General features: G+C 64.2%; 24 protein-coding genes. 10 read left to right on the top strand and 14 right to left on the bottom strand.

Annotation, left to right across the window (positions count from 1 at the left end; genetic code table 11):
- The first annotated feature begins 251 nt into the window (after positions 1 to 251).
- From H3Z74_RS09050 to H3Z74_RS09040, 3 genes are read left to right on the top strand one after another with little or no spacing between them, the layout of a single operon-like run.
- The gene (locus H3Z74_RS09050; RefSeq protein ID WP_187763557.1) at positions 252 to 1,442 is read left to right on the top strand and encodes a bifunctional 2-C-methyl-D-erythritol 4-phosphate cytidylyltransferase/2-C-methyl-D-erythritol 2,4-cyclodiphosphate synthase; all 1,191 of its coding nucleotides are present in this window, start codon (positions 252 to 254) and stop codon (positions 1,440 to 1,442) included.
- Entirely contained in the window at positions 1,442 to 1,978 is a 537-nt protein-coding gene (locus H3Z74_RS09045; RefSeq protein WP_187763556.1) for a hypothetical protein, read from the top strand. The genes H3Z74_RS09050 and H3Z74_RS09045 overlap by 1 nt, the downstream gene beginning before the upstream one ends.
- A gap of 2 nt (positions 1,979 to 1,980) precedes the next feature.
- Entirely contained in the window at positions 1,981 to 2,502 is a 522-nt protein-coding gene (locus H3Z74_RS09040) for a CinA family protein (protein ID WP_187763555.1), read from the top strand.
- On the opposite strand, the gene H3Z74_RS09035 is transcribed toward H3Z74_RS09040, so the two are convergent.
- Together H3Z74_RS09035 and lipA are read right to left on the bottom strand one after the other, a co-directional pair.
- The gene (locus H3Z74_RS09035; RefSeq protein WP_187763554.1) at positions 2,442 to 2,924 is read right to left on the bottom strand and encodes a type II toxin-antitoxin system RatA family toxin; all 483 of its coding nucleotides are present in this window, start codon (positions 2,922 to 2,924) and stop codon (positions 2,442 to 2,444) included. The two genes, H3Z74_RS09040 and H3Z74_RS09035, sit on opposite strands and share 61 nt — an antisense overlap.
- Positions 2,924 to 3,844, bottom strand: a complete 921-nt coding sequence (gene lipA, locus H3Z74_RS09030) for a lipoyl synthase (protein WP_187763553.1) — start codon at positions 3,842 to 3,844, stop codon at positions 2,924 to 2,926. Before lipA ends, H3Z74_RS09035 begins: the two co-directional genes overlap by 1 nt.
- 65 nt (positions 3,845 to 3,909) lie before the next feature.
- On the opposite strand from lipA, the gene H3Z74_RS09025 reads away from it, so the two are divergent.
- Entirely contained in the window at positions 3,910 to 4,539 is a 630-nt protein-coding gene (locus tag H3Z74_RS09025) for a carbonic anhydrase (protein WP_187763552.1), read from the top strand.
- Here the strand turns inward: H3Z74_RS09025 and H3Z74_RS09020 are convergent, their stop codons facing one another.
- The 4 genes from H3Z74_RS09020 to aspS all read right to left on the bottom strand — a co-directional run bounded on the left by H3Z74_RS09020 (position 4,540) and on the right by aspS (position 9,082).
- A complete protein-coding gene (locus tag H3Z74_RS09020) occupies positions 4,540 to 4,944 on the bottom strand; it encodes a DUF1801 domain-containing protein (protein ID WP_229726987.1) in 405 nt (134 codons plus the stop codon).
- Positions 4,944 to 5,717, bottom strand: coding sequence for a polyphosphate kinase 2 family protein (locus H3Z74_RS09015; protein WP_187763550.1), 774 nt, complete (start codon positions 5,715 to 5,717; stop codon positions 4,944 to 4,946). The genes H3Z74_RS09020 and H3Z74_RS09015 overlap by 1 nt, the downstream gene beginning before the upstream one ends.
- A 15-nt stretch (positions 5,718 to 5,732) precedes the next feature.
- Positions 5,733 to 7,124 (bottom strand): APC family permease, encoded by a 1,392-nt coding sequence (locus tag H3Z74_RS09010; protein WP_187763549.1) that lies wholly within the window; start codon positions 7,122 to 7,124, stop codon positions 5,733 to 5,735.
- 158 nt (positions 7,125 to 7,282) lie between these two features.
- Positions 7,283 to 9,082 carry an aspartate--tRNA ligase gene (gene aspS, locus H3Z74_RS09005; protein ID WP_187763548.1) on the bottom strand — a complete coding sequence of 600 codons (1,800 nt, stop codon included), beginning with the start codon at positions 9,080 to 9,082 and terminating at the stop codon, positions 7,283 to 7,285.
- Positions 9,083 to 9,255: 173 nt separating this feature from the next.
- On the opposite strand from aspS, the gene rnd reads away from it, so the two are divergent.
- Together rnd and H3Z74_RS08995 are read left to right on the top strand one after the other, a co-directional pair.
- The gene (gene rnd, locus H3Z74_RS09000; RefSeq protein WP_187763547.1) at positions 9,256 to 10,431 is read left to right on the top strand and encodes a ribonuclease D; all 1,176 of its coding nucleotides are present in this window, start codon (positions 9,256 to 9,258) and stop codon (positions 10,429 to 10,431) included.
- Positions 10,428 to 10,718 carry an I78 family peptidase inhibitor gene (locus H3Z74_RS08995; protein WP_187763546.1) on the top strand — a complete coding sequence of 97 codons (291 nt, stop codon included), beginning with the start codon at positions 10,428 to 10,430 and terminating at the stop codon, positions 10,716 to 10,718. The genes rnd and H3Z74_RS08995 overlap by 4 nt, the downstream gene beginning before the upstream one ends.
- A 17-nt stretch (positions 10,719 to 10,735) precedes the next feature.
- Here H3Z74_RS08995 and H3Z74_RS08990 read toward each other — a convergent pair whose 3' ends face one another.
- From H3Z74_RS08990 to H3Z74_RS08970, 5 genes are all read right to left on the bottom strand, one after another.
- On the bottom strand, positions 10,736 to 11,821 hold the full coding sequence (locus H3Z74_RS08990) for a serine hydrolase domain-containing protein (RefSeq protein ID WP_187763545.1): 1,086 nt from the start codon (positions 11,819 to 11,821) through the stop codon (positions 10,736 to 10,738).
- Positions 11,822 to 11,883: 62 nt separating this feature from the next.
- Positions 11,884 to 13,389 (bottom strand): Ppx/GppA family phosphatase, encoded by a 1,506-nt coding sequence (locus tag H3Z74_RS08985; RefSeq protein WP_187763544.1) that lies wholly within the window; start codon positions 13,387 to 13,389, stop codon positions 11,884 to 11,886.
- Between the two features lie 8 nt (positions 13,390 to 13,397).
- Positions 13,398 to 15,590: an RNA degradosome polyphosphate kinase gene (locus tag H3Z74_RS08980; protein WP_187763543.1), complete on the bottom strand. Its 2,193-nt coding sequence runs from the start codon at positions 15,588 to 15,590 to the stop codon at positions 13,398 to 13,400.
- On the bottom strand, positions 15,559 to 16,254 hold the full coding sequence (locus H3Z74_RS08975; protein ID WP_187763542.1) for an HdaA/DnaA family protein: 696 nt from the start codon (positions 16,252 to 16,254) through the stop codon (positions 15,559 to 15,561). The genes H3Z74_RS08980 and H3Z74_RS08975 overlap by 32 nt, the downstream gene beginning before the upstream one ends.
- A complete protein-coding gene (locus H3Z74_RS08970) occupies positions 16,254 to 17,525 on the bottom strand; it encodes a heavy-metal-associated domain-containing protein (RefSeq protein WP_187763541.1) in 1,272 nt (423 codons plus the stop codon). Before H3Z74_RS08970 ends, H3Z74_RS08975 begins: the two co-directional genes overlap by 1 nt.
- Positions 17,526 to 17,585: 60 nt before the next feature.
- Between H3Z74_RS08970 and purM the strand changes: the two genes are divergently transcribed.
- Genes purM through H3Z74_RS08950 form a run of 4 tightly spaced genes read left to right on the top strand, consistent with a single transcriptional unit; the run spans position 17,586 to position 20,311 of the window.
- The gene (gene purM / locus H3Z74_RS08965) at positions 17,586 to 18,692 is read left to right on the top strand and encodes a phosphoribosylformylglycinamidine cyclo-ligase (RefSeq protein ID WP_187763540.1); all 1,107 of its coding nucleotides are present in this window, start codon (positions 17,586 to 17,588) and stop codon (positions 18,690 to 18,692) included.
- A gap of 34 nt (positions 18,693 to 18,726) precedes the next feature.
- Positions 18,727 to 19,248, top strand: a complete 522-nt coding sequence (gene purN, locus H3Z74_RS08960) for a phosphoribosylglycinamide formyltransferase (RefSeq protein ID WP_187764242.1) — start codon at positions 18,727 to 18,729, stop codon at positions 19,246 to 19,248.
- A complete protein-coding gene (locus H3Z74_RS08955) occupies positions 19,245 to 19,622 on the top strand; it encodes an MmcQ/YjbR family DNA-binding protein (RefSeq protein ID WP_187763539.1) in 378 nt (125 codons plus the stop codon). The genes purN and H3Z74_RS08955 overlap by 4 nt, the downstream gene beginning before the upstream one ends.
- Positions 19,619 to 20,311, top strand: coding sequence for a hypothetical protein (locus H3Z74_RS08950; RefSeq protein WP_187763538.1), 693 nt, complete (start codon positions 19,619 to 19,621; stop codon positions 20,309 to 20,311). Before H3Z74_RS08955 ends, H3Z74_RS08950 begins: the two co-directional genes overlap by 4 nt.
- 1 nt (position 20,312) lies before the next feature.
- Here the strand turns inward: H3Z74_RS08950 and H3Z74_RS08945 are convergent, their stop codons facing one another.
- The 3 genes from H3Z74_RS08945 to H3Z74_RS08935 form a co-directional block, all read right to left on the bottom strand.
- Positions 20,313 to 20,831 carry a GNAT family N-acetyltransferase gene (locus tag H3Z74_RS08945; RefSeq protein WP_187763537.1) on the bottom strand — a complete coding sequence of 173 codons (519 nt, stop codon included), beginning with the start codon at positions 20,829 to 20,831 and terminating at the stop codon, positions 20,313 to 20,315.
- Positions 20,832 to 20,833: 2 nt separating this feature from the next.
- Positions 20,834 to 21,256 (bottom strand): nucleoside-diphosphate kinase, encoded by a 423-nt coding sequence (gene ndk / locus H3Z74_RS08940; protein ID WP_187763536.1) that lies wholly within the window; start codon positions 21,254 to 21,256, stop codon positions 20,834 to 20,836.
- Between the two features lie 94 nt (positions 21,257 to 21,350).
- Positions 21,351 to 21,791, bottom strand: coding sequence for a DNA polymerase III subunit chi (locus H3Z74_RS08935; protein WP_187764241.1), 441 nt, complete (start codon positions 21,789 to 21,791; stop codon positions 21,351 to 21,353).
- Positions 21,792 to 21,801 lie beyond the last annotated feature (10 nt).

Below are 21,801 nucleotides of genomic sequence, written 5' to 3'. Positions count from 1 at the left end.
ACAGGACCCCCGCGCCGGGGCTGGCAAAGGAAATGTGACACGACCGGTGTAACATATCTCTGCATCCACTGGCCGTCCGTGGCCGCCACTGTCCCATCCCCGGATTCAAACCCCGTGCGGCGACTGCTATCGCACCGGCGTGGAAATACCCCCGCCCTTCCCGCACACACACCCGGCCCCCGACGCGATCGGCCATTGCGCATGCCGAATAGCGGGTGGCGAGGCGGTCGGGCATGGGCTAGGCGATCGGCATGACGGCCAGTCCTGCCTCCCGCCCCGCCCCACCCCACCCCGCCGGACCTCGCACTGCGGCGATCATCGTCGCGGCCGGCCAGGGCCTGCGCAGCGGTGGCGACGGCCCGAAGCAGTTCGCGCCCGTCGCGGGCAAGCCGATGATCGCGCACAGCCATGCCACGCTTGCCGCGCATCCGGCGATTGGCCGGGTGATCGTCGTGATCGGCGACGGCCAGGATGCCCAGCTCGACAAGGCGCTCGGCCCGGTCGAGCGGGTGACCGGGGGTGCCACGCGGCGCCTGTCGGTCCTGGCGGGGCTGGAGCACCTCGCCGAAACCGGCATGGATCGCGTGCTGATCCACGACGCAGCTCGCCCTTTCCTGCCCGTGGCGGTGATCGATCGCCTGCTCGCCGCGCTGGACGAGGATGGCGGCGCGGTTCCCGCCCTGCCCGTCGCCGACACGCTTGCGCGCGGCATGGAGGTGCTCGGCGCCGGCGTCTCGCGCGACGGCCTGTTCCGTATCCAGACGCCTCAGGCGTTCCGCTTCGACGCGATCCTCGCCGCACATCGCGGCTGGAGCGGCGACGAACCCACCGACGATGCGCAGATGCTGCGCAAATCAGGAGCGACCGTGGCTTTGGTCGAAGGCGATGCGATGCTCGAAAAAGTGACTTATCCGGCCGATTTCGTGAACGCGGAAATGCGTCATGCCGCCACGATGCGCGTGCGCAGTGCGACCGGCTATGATGTCCACCGCCTCGCCGAGGGTGAGGAATTATGGCTCGGCGGTGTGCTCATTCCCCATGACAAGGGATTGTCGGGGCATAGCGATGCCGATGTCGCGCTTCACGCGATCACCGATGCCTTGCTCGGCACGATCGCCGAGGGGGATATCGGCACGCATTTCCCGCCCAGCGACCCGCAATGGCGTGGCGCGGATTCGGCGCAGTTTCTCGAACATGCCGCAGCGCTCATCCGCGCGCGCGGCGGGATCATCGATTTCATCGACCTGACGATCATTTGCGAAACACCGAAGATCGGCCCGCACCGCGCGGCGATGCGCGACCGGGTCGCAGCGCTGTTGCGGCTCGCTCCCGGCCAGATTAGCATCAAGGCGACGACGACGGAGCGGCTCGGTTTCACCGGACGCGGCGAAGGAATCGCCGCCCAGGCAATTGCAACGATCAGGATCATGGGGGACGCATAATGACGAAGCGGCGGATCGGGCTGACGGCAGCCATTACCCTCTGGGCCGGAATGGGCGCGACCGGCGTTCAGGCGGCCGAGGCTGCGGCCAAGCCCTGCGTGACCCCGGCCGAGGCTTCGGGGTTGATGCTGTTCATCGCCCCCGACGCGATCAAGGCCGTCGGCGAAACCTGCGCGACTGTGCTCCCGGCCGACGCGCTGCTGCGTCAGACATCGGGCGCGTTCATCGACAAATATCGCGCCGAAGCGGATTCGGCATGGCCATCGGCGAAAGCAGCATTGGCCAAGATTGCCGGCGACGAGATGAAGCCGGCGCTGGAGAATGATAGTTTCAAGCCGATGATAGCGTCGTTGATGGCACCGGTCATCGCCAAGGACATCAAGCCAAAGGATTGCGCTCAGATCGACCGGATCGTCACGCTGATCGCGCCCCTGCCGCCGCGCAATGCCGCCGAACTGATCGTCACCCTGGTGCAGTTGAGCGGCGAGAAGAAAGAGAATTCCAAGCTGCCGGTCTGCCCTGCGGGCCGGAATTGACCATGGACACCATCCTGCCCGCGGCGTTGGTCGATGCCGCTCGGCGCGTCGTCGACGCCAACAAGGCGATCGGGCGGCGGATCACCGTCGCGGAAAGCTGTACCGGTGGCCTGGTCGCGGCGGCGATCACCGAAATTCCCGGATCGTCCGATGTGCTCGAAGCGGGCTTTGTGACCTATTCCAATGATGCCAAGTTGGAATTGCTGAACGTCAGTCCCGATATTCTCGAAACCTTCGGCGCGGTATCGATCGCGGTGGCGTGGAACATGGCGCAATCGGCTTTGGAGATGAGCGGCGCGGACGTCGCCGTCGCCATCACCGGCGTTGCCGGCCCCGGTGGCGGTACCGAAAAGAAACCGGTCGGGACGGTCGTATTCGCACGTGCCGAGAAAGGCGCAGATCCCGGCCATGTGGTGGCGGATCGCAAGGATTTCGGCGACCTCGGGCGCGGCGGCGTCCGGCTTCAGGCGGCGCTGTGTGCGCTCGAACTGCTGTTGCCATCGGCGGAGGACGAGCCGGCATAAAGCACTGCGGCGCGATCCTCGAACGCGCCGATCATCTTGCGCAGCGCCGATCCGAACACTTGCCCGGCGAGCATCTCGAACATCTTGTTCTTGAATGCGAAATCGACGCTGAAATCGACCAGGCAGGCCCCTTGGCCATCGGCACGAAAGGTCCATTCGTTGCGCAGATATTTGAGCGGCCCGTCGAGATAATCGACCCGGATATGGTCGGGGCGCTGCTTCTCGACCTTCGAGGTGAAGGTTTCGCGCAGTCCCTTGAAGCCGACGATCATGTCGGCGACCATTTCGGTCGGGCTGTTCGACCGCACGCGGATTGCCGTCACCCAAGGCAGGAATTCCGCATAACGCCCGACATCGGCGACCAGGTCGAACATCTGTTCCCGACTATAGGGCAAGCGGCGGGTTTCTGAATGGCGGGGCATCAGGCGCGGGCGAGCTTCGCCTCTCTTGCCGCGCGCAAGGCTGCGAAATCGTCGCCGGCATGATAGCTCGACCGGGTCAGCGGCGATGCCGCGACCAGCAGGAAACCTTTCGCGCGCGCGATCGCGGCATAGGCGTCAAAGGCTTGCGGCGTGACGAAGTCCAGCACCTTGGCGTGGCGCGGGGTCGGCTGCAGATACTGGCCCATGGTCAGGAAATCGATGTCGGCCGAACGCATGTCGTCCATCACCTGATGCACTTCGAGCCTTTCCTCGCCCAGCCCGACCATCACGCCGGATTTGGTGAAGATCGACGGATCGTGGCGCTTGACGCTTTCGAGCAAGCGTAGCGACGCATAATAGCGCGCGCCCGGCCGGATCGTCGGATAGAGACGCGGCACGGTTTCGAGATTGTGGTTATAGACGTCGGGTCGCGCCTCGACGATGGATTCAACCGCGGCCTGTGCCTTGTTCCTGAAATCCGGCGTGAGGATTTCGATGGTCGTTTTCGGCGTCGTGCGGCGCAGCGCCTGGATCACCTTGACGAATTGCGACGCGCCGCCATCGGGCAGGTCGTCACGGTCGACCGACGTGATGACGATATGTTCGAGGCCAAGCTCAGCCGCCGCATCGGCGGTGTGTTGCGGTTCCAGCGCATCGACCGCGCGCGGCATGCCGGTCTTCACATTGCAGAAGGCACAGGCGCGGGTGCAGGTGTCGCCGAGGATCATCACCGTCGCGTGCTTCTTGGTCCAGCACTCGCCGATATTCGGGCACGCCGCTTCTTCGCATACCGTATTGAGATTGAGCCGCCGCATCATCGCCTTGGTCTCGGCAAATCCGACGCTGGTCGGTGCTTTGACGCGGATCCAGTCGGGCTTGCGCTGGCGTTCCGGGCGGGGGAGCGGAGTCATGTCGGTCATGGGGTCGCAGATAGCGATGCTTTGGCCCGCTTGCCACCCCCCGTTCCCGGTGCAAAAGGAGCGCCATGACCGGCTTTTCGAATCTCATCCAGGGCTATCACCGCTTTCGCGACTCGTCCTGGGCGCAGCAACGCAGCCGCTGGGCGGTCCTCAGCGATGGACAGACGCCAAGCGTGATGGTGATCGCCTGTTCGGACAGCCGGGTCGACCCGGCACAGATTTTCGATACCTCGCCGGGGGAGATCTTCGTCGTGCGCAATATCGCCAATCTGGTGCCGCCATTCGAGCTCGATGGCGGCCGGCATGGCGTATCCGCCGCGCTGGAGTTCGCGGTGACTCAGCTTCAGGTGTCGGAAATCGTGGTGATGGGGCATGGCTCATGCGGCGGCGTCCATGCCGCGATCCAGCAGACTTTTGCCGGCAAGCCGCCGGGCGAAGGCGGGTTTATCGACCATTGGATCGACTTGCTTGATGAAGCGCGCGACGACATCGTCGCGCGGCTGGGGACCGGCCCGAACGCGGTGCGCGCCCTGGAGATGGAAACGGTGCGGGTCAGCCTCGCCAATCTGCGCACCTTTCCGTGCATTCCCGAGCGCGAGGCGGCTGGCACGCTGACGCTGCACGGCGCCTATTTCGCCATTGCCGACGGCTTGCTGCATGTGATGGACGATAAAGGCCGCTTCGATATCGCCTGATCAGCCGTCGCGTCCGGCGCGGCGATGATAGGTCAAGGCGAGACGGATACAGGCGGATAGTTCGGTTTCCGGCACGGCATCGCCAATCCCAAGCGTGATCGCGCGATCGCCCTCGAAACTGAGCGTCTCGAACATCGATCTGAAAGTATCGACCAGGCTGGTCTTGCAGTTGAAGTACAGGGCATAGCGATCCGGCACTGCCGGTTTCCAGGCGATGCGGATCGTACTGCCGCTGCCCGATGCCTCGGTCAGATAGGCCGGCTCGCCCCATTTCAGCGTCTCGGTCAGCGCACCGACGGCATCCGTCTCGGCCGCGACCGCGAAGATCAGATCGCGGATGGTCATCAGCGCCGCGCGAGCATCGGCCGGATAGCCGGCAAACACCCGCGCGACCGGATCCGGCATCATCCCTTCAACGCCTTGCGCGCCATTTTCTCCACTGCCGGGTCGAGCGGCGGCGGGGTCATGTCGATATTCGCCTCCAGCCGGTCGGCGATCGCGGTCAGCGCGGCGATGCGCGCCGCCTTTTTGTTGTTGCCATCGATTGCGCACCACGGCGCCCAGCGCGTGTCGGTACGGCGGAACATCTCCGCCATCGCATCGAGATAGGCGCCGCGTTTGTCGCGGTTGCGATAATCGTCGGCACCGGTTTTCCAGCGTTTCCAGGGATGATCGAGTCGCGCCTTGAGCCGTTCGTCCTGCTCGGCTTGCGTGGTGTGGATGAACATCTTGACGATCGTGGTGCCCGAATCCGCCTGTTGTGCCTCGAATTCGTTGATCTCGTCATAGCCGCGGCGCCACTGCGCCTCGGTCGCAAAGCCCTCGACCCGCTCGACCAGCACACGGCCGTACCAGCTGCGGTCGAACACACCGATATTGCCGTCCGCCGGCAATCTTTTCCAGAAGCGCCACAGGAAATGGCGGGCGAGTTCGTCGGCGGTGGGTGCGGCGATCGGCCAGACCTCGAAATTGCGCGGGTCCCATTCGGCGGTCATTCGCTGGATGATCCCGCCCTTCCCCGCCGCGTCCCAGCCCTCGAACAGGACGATCGCGCGCTTCTTGTGCACGATGTGCGCGACCTGGATATGGGCGAGGCGCTCCTGGACCGCGATCAACGCGTCGGAATAATCGCCGTCGAACTTCTTGCCCGATTCATAATCGGATAGATTGATGCTCATATCGACATCATAAACTCAGGCCGACGGGATTTGCACTTCCCAATTGCCGCGCCGGCGCAGCACGAACCAGTAATAGCCGGCGGACAGCGCGATCTGCACGCCGGTCATGATCAGGGCGGCGCGACCGCCCTCCTCGACATCGATCCAGCTTGCCCAGGCGACGCCGGCCAGCGCAACCAGGGTCAGCACCGGCGCGACGGGGTAGAACGGCATGCGGTAATGGGCATGCGCCGTCCGCCCGGTGCGGCGCCCGACGATCGCGGCGACGCAGATGCCGGCATAGATCACGATCAGCCCGGTGCCGCTGAGGATCAGCAGCAGCTGAATCGACAGGAAGCAGCAGGCGACCCCGATCGCGCCGATCAGCAAGGTGCCGATCCAGGGCGACCCGAAACGCGGATGGAGGGTGGTGAGCCAGCGATCGAGTGGCCGCCCCCAGGATCCGTCGCGCGCGGTGCCATAGAAGAAGCGTGCGCAGGCCAGCACCCAGGCGATCACCGCATTGACGATGGCGATCACCACGCCGATCGCAACCCAGCCGGCGAGCGTGTCGCCGCCGCGCGCCGCGACGAGCAGGCCGAAGGGATCATCGGCGCTCAGAAACGCAGCCAGGTCCCCTGCCCCCATCAGCCCGCCAAGGACGGGCAGCACCTCCAGCAATACTGTCAGGACGAGTGCGGCGAGGATCGCGCGGGAGATGCTGCGCGAGGCATCGTGCATCTCCTCGCCGAAATAGACCGCCGAGCCATAGCCGTTGAGCGCGAAAATCGCGATCGAGGTGGCCAGGCCGATCTGGGTCAGGGTGGTCGGCACCAGCCCGGCCGGGGAAGGCATCACCGGTGCGGTGAGGAATTCGGCTGCCGAGCGCGCGGCGCCGTGAAAGCCCAGCACCGCAACGACGATCAGCGCGAGCACTTCGAACAGCAAGAAGATGCCAGTCATCCAGGCGTTGATGCGGATGCGCAGGATTGCGATGAAGGTTGCGCCGATCACCACCGCGATCGCCACCGGCACTTGCGGCAGGCCCGGCACGATGGTCGACAGCACCGCGCTGATGCCGAGAGCGGCGACGGGAACGAAGAAGATATTGTTGAACACGTTGACGCCGAGCATCACGAAGCCGGCAAGCGGCCCCAACGTATGCGCGACCGCGACATATTCGCCGCCTGCGACCGGCCAGGCCGAGGAGAGTTCGGCATAGATGAAGGCGGTGGCGATGCACACGATCCCGGCCAGGATCAACGCCCAGATCGCGCCGGTGCCGGCGACCTGCAACATGCCGGGAATGATCACGAACACCGACGAGGCGGGCGTGGTGACCGAGAGCGTCAGGAACAGCACACCGAACACGCCGAGGCTGCGCACCAGCCGGGACGGCGGTTCGGGCGTCAGCTGATCATTGAGCATGCCTGTCCCGCCTCTGCCCGTTCGCGCCCCCTGCGCGTGGGAAGCGCCCATGCGGCACACAGAGATGCAGGACAAGCCCCGACGCTCTTGGCAAATATGGCTCCGGCTCCCCCGTCATCCCTGCTTTCGCAGGGCGACGGGACTATTAAGATCAGCGTTTATGCAGGCTTGATGGCCTGAGCGTCGACCGTGCGGATGTTGAGTTCCTTGAGCTGCTTCGACGTCACGAATGCCGGCGCGCCCATCATCAGATCTTCCGCCTTTTGCGTCATCGGGAAGACGATCACTTCGCGGATATTGGGCTCATCGGCGAGCAGCATGACGATCCGGTCGACACCTGGCGCGGAACCGCCATGCGGCGGGGCGCCGCATTTGAACGCGTTGATCATGCCGGCGAAGTTGGTATCGACATCGGCCTGGGTATAGCCGGCGATCTCGAACGCCTTGTACATGATCTCCGGCTTGTGGTTCCGCACGGCACCCGACGACAATTCGATGCCATTGCAGACGATGTCGTACTGATAGGCCAGGATATCGAGCGGGTTCATCGTCTCCAGCGCTTCCATCTCGCCCTGCGGCATCGAGAAGGGGTTGTGGCTGAAATCAACCTTCTTCGCGTCCTCGTCATATTCGAACATCGGGAAATCGACGATCCAGCAGAATTCGAAGCGATTCTGGTCGATCAGGCCGAGCTGGTCGGCGACACGCGTCCGCGCCAGGCCGGCAAGCTTCGCTGCCTGCGCTTCCTTGCCTGCGGCGAAGAAAATGCCGTCGTTCGGGCCGAGGCCGAGCGCGTCGGCGATCGCCTTCATGCCGTCCTGGCCGTGATTATTGGCGATCGGGCCGCCGAATACGCCGTCCTTCTGCGTCGCATAGCCCAGGCCGGGAAAGCCTTCGCCTTGTGCCCAGCTGTTCATGTCGTCGAAGAACTTGCGGCTCTTCTCATGCGTATTGGGCGCCGGCAGCGCGCGCACCACGTCGCCGCCTTCGACCATCGAGGCGAAGCGCCCGAAGCCTGAACCCTTGAACAGCTCCGACACATCGGTGATCAGGACCGGATTGCGCAGGTCAGGCTTGTCGTTGCCATATTTAAGCATCGATTCGCGGTACGGGATGCGCTTGAACGGCAATGGCGATACGGTGCGGCCCTTGCCCTGCCAGTCGGCAAATTCCTCGAACACGCCGTGCAGCACCGGCTCGATCGCCGCGAACACATCGTCCTGTGTGACATAGCTCATCTCGAAATCGAGCTGGTAGAATTCGCCGGGCGAGCGATCGGCGCGGGCATCCTCGTCGCGGAAACAGGGCGCGATCTGGAAATATTTGTCGAAGCCGGCGACCATCAGCAACTGTTTGAACATCTGCGGTGCCTGCGGCAGCGCGTAGAACTTGCCTGGATGGACACGGCTCGGCACCAGATAGTCGCGCGCGCCCTCGGGCGACGAGGCGGTCAGGATCGGGGTCTGGAATTCGGTGAAGCCCTGCCCGATCATGCGGCTGCGGAGTGACGAAATGACGTTGGAGCGCAGCAGGATATTGGCGTGGAGCCGCTCACGCCGCAAATCGAGGAAGCGGTAACGGAGACGGATATCCTCGGGATATTCATTCTCGCCGAACACCGGCATGGGCAATTCCTGCGCCGCCGACTGCACCACGACGTCACGAGCGCGTATCTCGATCTCGCCCGAGGGCAGGTTCGCATTCACCGTCTCGGGCGAGCGGGCGACCACATCGCCGGTAATCGTCACGACGGATTCGGCGCGCAATTTGTCGAGTGCGGCGTGAGTCGGGCTGTCGCTATCGGTGACGATCTGCGTGATGCCGTAATGGTCGCGCAGATCGACGAACAGCAGATTGCCGTGGTCGCGCTTGCGGTGAATCCAGCCGCTAAGCTTGACCGATGTTCCGACATCGGCGGCGCGGAGCTGTGCGCAGGTGTGCGTGCGATAGGCGTGCATTCGGATTCTCACTCTGGTTCGTCACCCTAGCGCAAGCCGGGATCTCGCGCCGCAAGCGCGCGCGCCATAACGGGAGATCCCGGCTCGTGCCGGGATGACGTAAATATGTGGGGCCGCGCTTCTCTTTCCATGCCGCCTTTGTCAACCCGCGCTCCCCTCGCTATGGCGTTGCGATGCATATCCATGACCTGATCACCGACAGCGCGACCCTCGCCAATCTCTGCGCCCGATTGTCCCAGGCGGACTTCGTCTGCGTCGACACCGAGTTCATGCGCGAGAACACCTTCTGGCCGGAACTCTGCCTGATCCAGATCGCCGATGTGAACGAGGCGGCGGCGATCGATCCGATGGCGGCGGGGCTCGATATGACGCCGCTGCTCGAGCTGCTGGTCAACAATGAAGACGTGCTGAAGGTTTTCCATGCCGGGGGCCAAGATCTTGAAATCGTCTATAATCTGACCGGCAAGACGCCGCATCCCCTGTTCGATACCCAGGTTGCGGCGATGGCACTCGGCCAGGGCGAGCAGATCGGCTACTCCAATCTGGTCGATTCCTATCTCGGCATCGTGGTCGACAAGGGCGCGCGGTTCACCGACTGGTCGCGCCGCCCGCTCGATGCGCGGCAGATCGAATATGCCATCGGCGACGTCACCCATCTGGCGAAGATCTTCCCCAAGATGCTCGCGCGGCTGCGCAAAACCGGGCGCGGCGAATGGCTCGACCAGGAAATGGAGCGAATCGGCGATCCGGCCAATTACGCCAATGACCCCGAAGAAGCGTGGAAGCGGATTCGCATCGCTGGCCGCAAGCCCGATGTGCTCGGCCGACTAAAGGCGCTGGCGCGCTGGCGCGAGCTTGAGGCCCAAAGCAAGGACCTGCCGCGCGGCCGAATCGTCAAGGATGAGACGATTGCCGATATCGCCGGTCACCCGCCACGCAAGCAGAGCGACCTGGCGAAGGTGCGCGGGCTGTCCGCAACCTGGGCGGGCAATGACATTGGCGGGCGGCTGATGGCGGCGCTGGAGGTAGCGGTGCCGATGTCGGCGGACGAGATGCCGGTGCGCGACGACCGCAAGCCCGGCCTTGGCAAGGACGGGGCGCTGGTCGCCGACCTGCTCAAGCTGCTGCTCAAGATTCGGTCGAAGGAAATCGATGTCGCATCGCGCCTGCTTGCACGCAGCGAGGATCTCGAGGCGCTGGCGGCGGGCCAGCGCGATGGCCTGCCGATCCTGCAAGGCTGGCGATTCGATCAGTTCGGCCGTGATGCGCTGGACCTGGTCGAAGGACGACTGGCCTTTGCTGTGGTAAACGGCAAGCTCAAGATGACCCGGACGGAGGACGTGACATGAAGCTGATTCTTGGAACCTCGCTGCCGTTGCTGCTGTTGTCGGCTTGCGCAATGGATGGCCCGCCCCAGCGTCCCGGCCCACCCCGCGCCTGCAACGCCGACCCGGCGCAGCAATTCATCGGCCGGCCGGGATCGGCCAGGACGGTGGCAAGCGCCAAGCGTCGCGCCGGTGCGCGCACCGTGCGCCGGATCACGCCGGGGATGATGGTGACGATGGATTTCCGGGCGGATCGCCTGAACGTCTATGTCGACGCGCAGGGCCGGGTCGAGCGGCTCAGCTGCGGCTGAGTTACATCAGCCTGAGGTCAGCTCGCGGGTGGTGGTGCGGCACCGAACAGGCTGTCGGCGAAAAGGTCGAGCGTGCGCTGCGACATGCCGGTATTGTTGAGAATGACGACGGTCGAGCGATCGTCGAAGCGGTGGCCGAGCACCGAGCGATACCCTTCGGTATTGCCCGTTTCCCACCCCGCCAGCCGGGTTGTCCCGTCAATGGTCAACGAGCGGATACGGCCGCCCAGCGCATAATTGTCATTCGGCGCGTTGATCGTTTTCAGCTCGCGGAGCGAGGTGCTCGATAGAAAACCGGTATCGAACACCAGATGTGCTGCGCGCAGCAGGTCGGCGGCGCTGCTGTAATATCCGCCTCCGGCCGCCATGATCTCCAGACGACGCACTTGCATACGCGCCGGCGGCGTACCGCGATAAGAGGCCGCGGGGGTCGGCAGATCGCGGCTCGTTCGAGTCGCATCGGTGTGTTTCAGGCCCAGCGGATCCAATGTGATTGTACGCACTACCTCCTGGAATGGCTGGCCGGTTGCCGCCTCGACCATCGCCGTGATGATGAACCAGTTGGTCAGCGCATAATCGAATTGGCTGCCGGGCTCGAACGCCAGATCGGCGGAGGCGTACAATTTCACTCCGTCGGCAGCGGATACTTCGCGGGTCAGCACGTCCGGATCGAGCTTTGCGGCCGGCAGGAACATGCTCGGGATGCCGCTGGTATTCGACAGCAGGTGGCGAAGCGTGACCTTGGCGCCGGTATCCGCCCGATAGTCGCGCAGGACGGCGGTGATCGGCGCATCGAGCGACAATTTTCCGCGCTCGACGAGCCTCAGCACCGTCACTGCCGTCAGCCATTTTGAGATCGAGGCGATGGCGTAACGGGTATCGATCGTCGCCGGCCGCCCAGCCTCGCTATCGGCCATGCCGAAGGCGCGCGCATAGTTTGGCTTGCCGGCTCGGCCCGTCATGACGATGCCCTGAAACCCTTGCGCCTTCACAAAGGCGTCGACGGTCGGATTGTCCTGCTCGGGCGGTCCATTTGCGAAGCCTGTTGCGGGACTCAGGCCAAGCAGCGCGCCCGTCACAAGCAATTGCCGACGATCGATCACACGCCCCTCCCCACTTCCAGATGCATATTCACTGGCTCGGAAAAGATGAATGCCGGCTGACGTCAGGAAGACGACACCGATAATGGTTCACGTCCAAGGGCTGCCGCCAGCGCCTTGTGTCGCCGCTCCACGGCTTCGCCGTACAGGGGCGCGTCGCCGGGTTCCAGATGCAGCGCGAGCGTCGATGCGCCGACGAAGAGGCGCGATCGCTGCAGCGGCCCGGCAAGGCCGCCGCTCAACCTCTGCCCGAGGCGCATTGCGAGCCCCCATGCCGTCGCGCGCTTGAGGTCCTCCGGTGGCGCGAGTTGGTTGATCGGTGGTGGCGTCTCCGTGCCACCGCCAAGGCTGGTGAACAATGCCTGGGCCATCAAGGCACGACCCGGCGCGTCGATTGCGACCCAATTGCCGTGGAGCGCGATCTCGACGCCGCGTTCGGCGCGGAATTCCGGATTGGCACGCCAGCCCACATCGGCAAGCTGGCAGGCGGCATGACGCAGCCGTGCCATGCCGGGCGTATCGTCAGCGAACAAAGGCGCGATCCAACGATCGAGCAGGTCGCCATGTTCGGCAAAGCGACCATGACGACGCCCCTCGTCACGCGTCGCGACGATCAGCGGATCTTCCGCGCGGATCATCGGGTCGAGTTGGCTGTACAGCAATCCTTCGCGCAAACCGAACGCGGACACGATCGTCGTTTCGCTGCCGAGATATTTGAACAAAGCAGACAGCAGGGCGGCGCCGTCGCCCAATGTCGCGGCGCGTCCCGAGGACAGGCCGGGGATGGCGCGCAGCCGTCCCTTGGTGACATGACTGATCGTTCGGCTCATTCGCGTGATCGCAGCGGGCGCCATGGTGTATTGATGAATGATCGGCAGCGGGTATCCGTTCAGATGCATGTCGAGCCGCGCCAGTGCCCGCCAGGTGCCGCCGACCAGATAGAGCGGCAGCTTCTGGCCGCGTCCTGACCAACCCGCGCCTTTCAACCCCTTGGCGACCTGACGTTCGAGTGCGCCCTGCCCGCCCTTGATGCGGATCGGCCCGACCCGGAGCACTCCAAAGGGAAAGGACACGCGGTCGCGGACCTCGCCATCCGACACGCGCACCAGTTCCAGGCTGCCGCCACCCAGATCACCAACGATACCATCGGCGTCGGGGATCGCTGACAGCACGCCCTGGCCCGCGGCCATGGCCTCCTGTTCGCCCGACAGTAGTTCGACGTCGAGGCCGAGGGACCGAGCGGTGTCGAGCAGGATATGGCCGTTGGAGGCCTCTCGCACCGCGGCAGTCGCAACGGTGCGCAGTCGGGTGACCTCCATCTCATGCGCGACCGCAGCAAAGCGCGCCAGAGCATGGCCGGCCTTTACCAACCCTTCGGGGGCGATCTTTCCGGTTTCCGACAAGCCTCGACCAAGCCCGGCCATGACCTTTTCGTTGAACAGGATCGCGGGCAGTCGCTCCGGGCCTTGATAGATCACCAGGCGGATCGAGTTGGAGCCGATATCGATGATCGCGGTACGTGGTTCCCCTGCCGAATCGGCCTTGGGCTTACGGAACGGGAGAGTCGGCATCGCCGGCTTCAACGCCGACGACGCAGCGAAAGTTTCGGCACGGATTCGCCGAGCTCGAGCGCGGCACCGCGCCCCGACAGCGACGGGTTGGTCATGAAGTAGCGGTGCAGATTGAACGGCCGGTCGCCCGGATCGTCACGGACATAGCTGCCGTCGGCGTGCAATTCCCAGCTTTGTTCATTGTCGATCAGATTGGCGACCATCACCTGGTCGAGAATTTGGTCATGCACCGTCGCATTCTCGATCGGCAGCATATATTCGACTCGGCGGTCGAAATTGCGCGGCATCCAGTCGGCCGAGGAAATGAACAGCTTCGCGCCGTCATTGGGCAGTGCCTTGCCATTCCCGAACGCCCAGATGCGGCTATGCTCCAGGAAGCGGCCGATCACCGATTTGACGCGGATATGTTCCGACATTCCCGCCACGCCCGGACGGAGGCAACAAATGCCGCGAATGATCAGCTCGATCTCAACCCCGGCATTGCTTGCCTCGTACAGCTTCTCGATAATCGCCGGATCGACCAGCGAGTTCATCTTCGCCCAGATCGCCGCGGGCTCGCCCGCCTTGGCATTGGTGATCTCGGCGTCGATCATTGCGACAAGATTGGGCCGCAGATCGCGAGGCGACAGACTGATCAGCGCCATGTCCTGCGGTTCGACATAACCGGTGACATAATTGAACATCTGCGCCGCATCGCGACCGAGGCGCGGATCTGCCGTGAAGAAGCTGAGATCGGTATAGATCTTTGCGGTGACCGGATGATAATTGCCGGTGCCGAAGTGGCAATAGGTACGGAATTGCCCGGCCTCGCGCCGCACCACCATCGACACCTTCGCGTGCGTCTTCCATTCCATGAAGCCATAGACGACCTGGACGCCGGCGCGCTCCAATGCGGAGGCCCAGACGAGATTCTGCTCCTCGTCGAAACGAGCCTTCAATTCGACCACGGCGGTAACCGATTTGCCCGATTCAGCGGCCGCAATCAGTGCATTGATGACGGCGGGCTGCTTCCCGGCGCGATACAATGTCTGCTTGATCGCCACGACATCGGGATCGGCTGCGGCCTGTTTCAGGAAAGCGAGCACGACCTCGAACGTCTCGTACGGGTGATGGACAACGATGTCCTTGGACCGGATCGCCGCGAAGCAATCGCCGCCGAACTCCCGGATCCGTTCCGGGAAGCGAGGGCTGTACGGTGTGAACTTCAGGTCCGGGCGATCTTCGTCGACGATCGCATCCAGATCGTTGATGCCAAGAAAGGTGCCGCCTTCGGTCACGAAAGAATCCGCGCCCCCCAGTTCGTCACGCAGCGCCGAAGACAGCCGCTCCGGCATGCCCGATTCGAGCTCGAGCCGGATAACGCGCCCGCGCCGGCGACGCTTGATCGCATTGGCGAAGTAGCGGACGAGATCCTCGGCCTCTTCCTCGATCTCGATATCGCTGTCGCGCAGTACGCGAAATTCGGCCGCGCCGTGCACGTCATAGCCTGGGAAGATCAACACCGAGAACCGCTTCACCAGCGATTCGATCGCGACATAACGTGCGCGGTCGCCAGACCCTTTCCTATCGGGCAGCCGCACGAAGCGCGCCATGGTCGCAGGAAGCATCACCAGTTCGCGAATCGGCTCGTTGTCGGACTGGCGAACCAGGTCGAACATCACCGCCAGCCCCTTGTTGGGCATGAACGGGAATGGATGCGCCGGGTCGAGCGCTTGCGGCGTCAGGATCGGGAATATCTGTTCGCGGAAATGCGTTTCGAGCCAGGACAGGTCGGCGACATCGACCGCACCATCGATCGTCTTCGATCCCAGCACTTCGATCCCGGTTTCGGTGAGTTGGTGGCGCAGATCGCGCCATACCTCGCGCTGGCTCTGCACCAGCGCATCCGCCTCACTCACCACAGCGGCCAGTTGCTGGCCGGCAGTCATCCCGTCGGCCGAGCGGCGATCGACATCCTGCGCCAGTTGCCCCTTCAGGCCGGCAACGCGGACCATGAAGAATTCGTCCAGGTTCGAACCGGAGATCGACAGGAAACGCAGCCGTTCGAGCAACGGATGTGCGGTGTTGCATGCTTCCTCGAGCACGCGACGGTTGAAGGCCAGCCAGGAAAGCTCCCGGTTGAAATACCGTTCGCTGTCGCCGCCCTCCGCAAAGGGATCGTCGTCGTCATCAAGGCGCGCGATATGGGCGGGACGGGTCATGGGAGGCTTTCGTCTGAATCTTTGGCGTCAGGGGTATTGGGGGGTGCGATTCGGGCGCCCGGTCGGTGATAAGCCCGATTTCCGACAAAGTCGCGCGTGCGAGCGGGATTGACAGGCGTTTCCGGCGTTCCATCACTTCCTGGTCGAGCGCATCCACTGCGCGGAGCAGGGCGATATGGCTGCGCTCGACCCGCGCGAGCAGCCATTGGATCAAATCGGGCCGCGCATCGAGGCCGCGGCGCAGGAACATGCGCTCGAACAGCGCCTGCATCAGTACGTCGTCCGGCGCACCGATCTTCGCGATCGGGCTCGCGGTCAGGCGCGAGCGTAGATCGGCCAGCTTGACCGTCCATTCGGGCGGTGCGGCATCCGCGACGATGACCAGCGGGTGACGCGTCTCCTGCGCGCGGTTCCAGGCGTGGAACAACGCCGTCTCGCTCTGTCGTTCGGCATCGTCGATGATCGTCCCGCCACTTTTTGCGGCAAAGATGCGCGCCAGCAGGCTGCGGCCCGATTTGCGCGGGCCGGTGAGCACCACCGACATGACCGGCCAGGACGCCCAATGCTCGAGTTGCTGGACAGCACGGGAATTCGACTCGCTGACCAGGAACTCGTCGTCACGCGGGTCGGCTGGCCATTCGAACGGCAGCGCGATCTGGCTCATCAGCCGGTCGCGTTTTCCGCGGGCGTCGGGGCCGGTGTGCCGCCTTGCGACGGTTGCCCCCCACGCCGGATGCGCAATGTCGTGCCGACACCCTGGACCTGCCACCCACGCGATTCGAGCGCGGCATGAAGCGCCGCCGGATCGCCGTCATAGCCGACCCGCATCACCGATACGCCGCCAAGTGCAAGGCTGCTGGTCAGCGCCGAGCGCACACCGGGAATCGTGCGCATAGCCGCTTCGGTTGCCGATACGGCGCCAGCTCCTGGTGTATCGAACTGGATCGACACGATCGACCGCGCCTCGCCGGTCGGGGTTGGTCCCGTCGCGCCCGGGAGCGTCGTCTCGTCGTCCGGCAGGTCCTCGATCACCGTCGGCGCAACCGGCGGCGGCACATACGCAAGGCTCGAGTCGGTCTGGAGCAGGCCGGACTGCAGTGCCGACTGATAGGCCTCGTCGATGCGCTTGACCCCGGCATCGAGCAACGCGTCCAGGCCGTCGCCGCTGCCGACGCGCAGGCTGAACTTGGCGATCAGGTGATTGTCGGGCCCGTGTCGCGCTTCGAACACGCCGACTACCGGGCCGCCCGGCCATTGGCGATACAGCCGCACCACCGGCACGAGAATGTCCGATGCGCCATATTGGTCGAGGATCGTACGCCACCAGCCGCGTCCGGGTCGTCCAACCTGGCCGACGTTGAGCAGCATCGCATCCGGACCGGTACCGGCGGGGCGAATATAGTCCACCGCACTATTGCCGGTGCGGAAGCGGCCCCAGGCTTCCTGCCAATCGGTCTTTCGCTCGAAAACCTGCCCAGTGCCGCCGGACCATTGCAGCGGAAGGACCAGCATCGGCGGCGATCGCAGCGCCTGCCCGCCAACGCCAAGCAGGCCGCCGGCACGGGCGCGGCTGAACAATACGCCGAGGCGCGCGACATAACGGTTGGGGCCGATCTGCTCGTCCTCGATCACGATCCCCGAGACCATCGAATCGAGCGTTCCGTCCGACAGCGTCCCGCCGCCGCCGCCAAGGCGCTTCGACAGCATCGCCCAGCCCTTGCGCTGTGCGACCTTCCACCCGGCATAGCGCGCCGCGTCGGCAGTCTTGCCGGTCACGTCGACCTGGATGCCGCTAACCTCGAAACTGCCTGACCCGTCGGCTGCGGTCATTGGTTGGTCTGGTGCATCGGCCTGCGCGATCACCATCCCGCCGGTCGCGATAAGCGCCAGCGTGAGAGCCAGATGGGACGGGCGAAGAAAGCGGCGGACAAACATTGCGGCCCTTTTGGCGAAGCAAGCGTGGAAATCCAAGCGAGATATGGTTAGGCGGCAAGGATGAGTGAAACTGAACCGGGTAATGCACCCTATACCTATGCCCAAGCGGGCGTCTCGATCGCCGCCGGCAACGCGCTGGTGCGTGCGATCGGACCATTGGCCAAGGCCACGCGCCGCGCCGGTGCCGATGCCGATCTCGGCGGATTCGGTGGTTTCTTCGATTTGAAGGCCGCCGGCTTCGTCGATCCGTTGCTGGTTGCGGCCAATGACGGCGTGGGCACCAAGCTGAAACTGGCGATCGAGCACGACCGACATGACGGCGTGGGAATCGATCTGGTCGCGATGTGCGCCAACGACTTGATCGTTCAGGGCGCCGAGCCGCTTTTCTTCCTCGACTATTACGCCACCGCGAAGCTCGACTCCGCAGTCGCCGAACGCGTCGTCGCCTCGATTGCCGATGGTTGCCTTCAGGCCGGCTGTGCGCTGATCGGCGGTGAAACCGCTGAAATGCCCGGCATGTATGCGCCGGGAGATTATGACCTGGCCGGCTTCTGCGTCGGTGCGGTTGAGCGCGACCGGGTGCTGACCGGGCGCGACATCGCGGCGGGTGACGTGATTCTCGGGCTTGCCTCATCCGGCGTGCATTCCAACGGCTTCTCGCTGGTCCGCAGGCTGGCCACCGACAAGGGCTGGAAACTCGACCGCCCGTCACTGTTCGATCAGGAGATGTTGCTGATCGACGCACTGATGGCGCCGACGCGGATTTATGTGAAGAGCCTGTTGCCGGTGCTCGCCGAGGGACGGATCAAGGGACTGGCCCATATCACCGGCGGCGGGCTGCTGGAAAATGTGCCGCGTGTCCTCCCCGCGGGCGTGCATGCGCGAATTGATGCCGATGCCTGGCCGCAGCCCCGGTTGATGGCATTCCTGCAGGCGCAGGGAGCGATCGAACCCGAAGAAATGTCGCGCACCTTCAATTGCGGGATCGGCATGGCGGTAGTCGTGGCTGCCGAAGAGGCGTCCGCCGTGACTGTCGCGCTGCAGTCCGGCGGTGAGACGGTCTTCACGATCGGCACGATCGAGACAGGCGAGCGCGGCTGCACCGTGAGCGGATCGATCGAAACCTGGGGTGCACGCGCCGATTGGACAGCGACGCACCTTGCATAAGGTCGGTATTTTGATTTCGGGCCGCGGCTCGAACATGATGGCGCTGGCCGAAGCTGCCAAGGCGCCCAACGCCGCTTACCAGGTCGCGCTCATCGCCTCGGACAAGCCCGACGCCGCTGGCCTGGCTTGGGCCAGAACCAACGGTATCGCGACCTTTGCCCAATCCCCGAAGGGAATGCCCAAGGCCGATTACGAGGCAATGATCGATGCCGCGTTGCGCGAGGCAGGCGTCGAGAGCATTGCGCTGGCTGGCTATATGCGCCTGCTCTCCGATGATTTCGTCGCACGCTGGCGTGACCGGATCGTCAATATCCATCCGTCGCTGCTGCCCAAATATAAAGGCCTCGACACTCATGCGCGCGCGATCGATGCGGGCGATACGGTCGCCGGATGTTCGGTTCATATCGTGACCGAAGAGCTTGATGCCGGCGAGGTGCTTGGCCAGGCCGAGGTTCCGATCCTGCCCGGCGATACCCCCGATCGGCTCGCGGAACGCGTGCTGGCCGCCGAGCATCGCCTTTACCCGCAAGTTCTGGCAGACTTTGTCGCGCGATGAGTCCCGATCCCGAATCCGTACTCGCCAAGGTCCGCGACGCCGCGCTCGGATTTCCCTCGACCTATGAGAAACTGTCGCATGGCTCGCCCGGATTCTTCATCGAAAAGGGCAAGGCTTTCGCCTATTTCTGGCACAATCATCATGGCGACGGCGAAACGGTCACGATCGTCAAGACGAGCGGACTTGAGGAGCAGCAGATGCTGATCGAGGCCGACCCGGATTTCTATTATTCGCCGCCCTATCTAGGCCCTTCCGGCTGGATTGCGATGCGGCTGGATGGCGTGGATCTCGACTGGGACCGCGTTGCTGACCGGATCGCGACGAGCTGGGAAATGGTCGCGCCGCGCCGATTGCTGGAGGCTGGTGGACGATGAACGACGAAACGCCCGCCGCGCCGGACATGCCGCCAGAACCCGCTGCGGCCCCTCCCCAACCATCACCATCGATCGAGACCGTCACGCAGCAGGCGGTCGATCGCGCCGAAGCAGCCGCGACGCGGCGGCGCTGGGTCACGCTGGCCGAACTGGTCGGCGTCGCCGGGCTGATCATTGCCGCCGCCGGACTGTGGATGAGCTGGTCCGACCGCCGTGCCGACGATCAGGCGAAGCAAGTGGAAAAGGCCAGCGAGGCCAAGGTCCGCACGCTGGTCATGCTGAAGGGCACCGTGGAAAAAGGCGGCGACCGCCTGAAACTGTCCGATGCCGCGCACGACGTCCAGAATATCGATGTCACTTTCCCGTCAGCGCTGGGCATCGCTGCGCAGAACAGTGTGCTGGAGCCGCGGATCGAGGCGAGCTGGTTCTCGGGCCCGTTGCTGAGCTTGACCGACAATGGCCCTGACAGCCAGGAAGGGCGCTTGCCCGTACTGATCACCGCCAGCTATTGGGATGCCGATACCGAACGGCGGGATACCGCGATCTATGACGTGGTGTGGAAGACCAAGGGCCGCATGCTGCTCGGGCGGGCACTCCATGTCGAAGGGCTGATGCTGCGCGAACGGGCCGGATCGAAGGCGCGGCTCGATGCGATCTGGGCGCGTGAAAAACCCAAGCCCGCGAAATAACCTAGAGGGTGAGCGCGTAGACCGGGTCTTCATGGACCTCGGAGCCGACCTCGAAGCGGCGCGTGCCGATCATCGTGAAGCCGTTGCGCTCGTAAAAGGCGCGGGCGCGGGCGTTATATTCCCACACGCCCAGCAACATGCGGCGATGGCCTAGCCGGATCGCATCCTCGGCCGCGCGCCTCATCAGCGCAGGACCCACGCCGGAGCCGTGCGTCTGCTTCATCGTGTAGATACGGCGCAGCTCGATATCGCCGGGCTGCTGCTCGATCGGAAAATCCGGTGTGGTCAGTACGGCGTAACCGACCGGCGCGCCGCCGGGTTCGACCTCGGCCAACGTGACGATCGTCCCGGGATCGCGGGTCCAGTCGGCAAAGACCTCGACCGCGTTATTCTTCTGGCAATGCGCCAGCAAATCGGCACAGCTCAGCACCAACGCATAAGTATCGAGAAACGCCGCATTGGCGACGAGCGATAGGGCGGCCGCGTCTTCCGGACCGGCCTGTCGCACGCGCCACTGCATCTTCAGCCGACCAATTCTTCTGGCTTGAAGAAATAAGCGATCTCGATCGCCGCATTCTCGTCGCTGTCCGAACCATGGACCGAATTGGCTTCGATCGATTCGGCCAGTTCCTTGCGGATCGTGCCGGCATCGGCATTGGCCGGATTGGTCGCGCCCATGATGTCGCGGTTGCGCTGCACGGCGTTCTCGCCTTCCAGCACCTGCACGACGACCGGGCCGGAGATCATGAAGTTGACCAGGTCGTTGAAGAACGGGCGCTCGCGATGAACGCCGTAAAAGCCCTCGGCCTGATCCTTGGTCATCTGGATGCGCTTCGATGCGACGACGCGCAGGCCGGCCTCCTCCAGCATCTTGGTGACGGCGCCCGTGATGTTGCGGCGGGTGGCGTCGGGCTTGATGATCGAAAACGTGCGGTTCGCGGCCATGACCGTGAAGCTCCTGTATCTTGAATGATGTCGAAAATGGCGGAAAGTCGCGGCTCTCTAGGCGGGGCCCCGCCTCAATGCAAGATCGCTGCGATTAAGCAGCCTGTTCCCAACGACCATTGTCATTCTGTTTCCAGTAGCGCCGTTCGATCCCGTCACGATCAGCGAGCGCCTTCCATGCGCTGCGCGCTTCGGCGATGCGGTCGCCATCGAAGAAGTGGAACGCGCGATCGAAGCCGAGCGCTTCCTCGCGCCAGAGGCCATCGACCAGCGCGATATAGCGCGCATCATTGGCGGCAAGCGTGTCCGTGGCGATCAGGATCGGCTGGTGCGCGTCGCCTTCACCACCCGCCTCGCCATGCGGCAGGAAGCTCTCGGCCGAATAGGCCCAGAGCAGCCGGTCGAGCGCCGCTCGCTGTGCGCCGCTTTCGGCGACGATCAGCAACCGCCCGCCGCCCGACAATATCTTCTCCGCAATTTGCGGCAAGGCCCGGTCGAGCGGCGTGACGGTCAGATGATAGAAATCAACCTGCATCGATTCTGGC

The sequence above is a fragment of the Sphingomonas alpina genome (assembly GCF_014490665.1).
GTDB classification, from domain to species: domain Bacteria; phylum Pseudomonadota; class Alphaproteobacteria; order Sphingomonadales; family Sphingomonadaceae; genus Sphingomonas; species Sphingomonas alpina.
This window is presented reverse-complemented; position numbering and strand designations above follow the sequence as displayed.

What these genes read in the sequence shown, in the direction of transcription:
- H3Z74_RS09050 (WP_187763557.1), top strand. Translation starts at nt 252, where the DNA reads ATGACGGCCAGTCCTGCCTCCCGCCCCGCCCCACCCCACCCCGCCGGA.
- H3Z74_RS09045 (WP_187763556.1), top strand. Translation starts at nt 1,442, where the DNA reads ATGACGAAGCGGCGGATCGGGCTGACGGCAGCCATTACCCTCTGGGCC.
- H3Z74_RS09040 (WP_187763555.1), top strand. Translation starts at nt 1,981, where the DNA reads ATGGACACCATCCTGCCCGCGGCGTTGGTCGATGCCGCTCGGCGCGTC.
- H3Z74_RS09035 (WP_187763554.1), bottom strand. Translation starts at nt 2,924, where the DNA reads ATGCCCCGCCATTCAGAAACCCGCCGCTTGCCCTATAGTCGGGAACAG.
- lipA (WP_187763553.1), bottom strand. Translation starts at nt 3,844, where the DNA reads ATGACCGACATGACTCCGCTCCCCCGCCCGGAACGCCAGCGCAAGCCC.
- H3Z74_RS09025 (WP_187763552.1), top strand. Translation starts at nt 3,910, where the DNA reads ATGACCGGCTTTTCGAATCTCATCCAGGGCTATCACCGCTTTCGCGAC.
- H3Z74_RS09020 (WP_229726987.1), bottom strand. Translation starts at nt 4,944, where the DNA reads ATGCCGGATCCGGTCGCGCGGGTGTTTGCCGGCTATCCGGCCGATGCT.
- H3Z74_RS09015 (WP_187763550.1), bottom strand. Translation starts at nt 5,717, where the DNA reads ATGAGCATCAATCTATCCGATTATGAATCGGGCAAGAAGTTCGACGGC.
- H3Z74_RS09010 (WP_187763549.1), bottom strand. Translation starts at nt 7,124, where the DNA reads ATGCTCAATGATCAGCTGACGCCCGAACCGCCGTCCCGGCTGGTGCGC.
- aspS (WP_187763548.1), bottom strand. Translation starts at nt 9,082, where the DNA reads ATGCACGCCTATCGCACGCACACCTGCGCACAGCTCCGCGCCGCCGAT.
- rnd (WP_187763547.1), top strand. Translation starts at nt 9,256, where the DNA reads ATGCATATCCATGACCTGATCACCGACAGCGCGACCCTCGCCAATCTC.
- H3Z74_RS08995 (WP_187763546.1), top strand. Translation starts at nt 10,428, where the DNA reads ATGAAGCTGATTCTTGGAACCTCGCTGCCGTTGCTGCTGTTGTCGGCT.
- H3Z74_RS08985 (WP_187763544.1), bottom strand. Translation starts at nt 13,389, where the DNA reads ATGCCGACTCTCCCGTTCCGTAAGCCCAAGGCCGATTCGGCAGGGGAA.
- H3Z74_RS08980 (WP_187763543.1), bottom strand. Translation starts at nt 15,590, where the DNA reads ATGACCCGTCCCGCCCATATCGCGCGCCTTGATGACGACGACGATCCC.
- H3Z74_RS08975 (WP_187763542.1), bottom strand. Translation starts at nt 16,254, where the DNA reads ATGAGCCAGATCGCGCTGCCGTTCGAATGGCCAGCCGACCCGCGTGAC.
- H3Z74_RS08970 (WP_187763541.1), bottom strand. Translation starts at nt 17,525, where the DNA reads ATGTTTGTCCGCCGCTTTCTTCGCCCGTCCCATCTGGCTCTCACGCTG.
- purM (WP_187763540.1), top strand. Translation starts at nt 17,586, where the DNA reads ATGAGTGAAACTGAACCGGGTAATGCACCCTATACCTATGCCCAAGCG.
- purN (WP_187764242.1), top strand. Translation starts at nt 18,727, where the DNA reads ATGATGGCGCTGGCCGAAGCTGCCAAGGCGCCCAACGCCGCTTACCAG.
- H3Z74_RS08955 (WP_187763539.1), top strand. Translation starts at nt 19,245, where the DNA reads ATGAGTCCCGATCCCGAATCCGTACTCGCCAAGGTCCGCGACGCCGCG.
- H3Z74_RS08950 (WP_187763538.1), top strand. Translation starts at nt 19,619, where the DNA reads ATGAACGACGAAACGCCCGCCGCGCCGGACATGCCGCCAGAACCCGCT.
- H3Z74_RS08945 (WP_187763537.1), bottom strand. Translation starts at nt 20,831, where the DNA reads ATGCAGTGGCGCGTGCGACAGGCCGGTCCGGAAGACGCGGCCGCCCTA.
- ndk (WP_187763536.1), bottom strand. Translation starts at nt 21,256, where the DNA reads ATGGCCGCGAACCGCACGTTTTCGATCATCAAGCCCGACGCCACCCGC.
- H3Z74_RS08935 (WP_187764241.1), bottom strand. Translation starts at nt 21,791, where the DNA reads ATGCAGGTTGATTTCTATCATCTGACCGTCACGCCGCTCGACCGGGCC.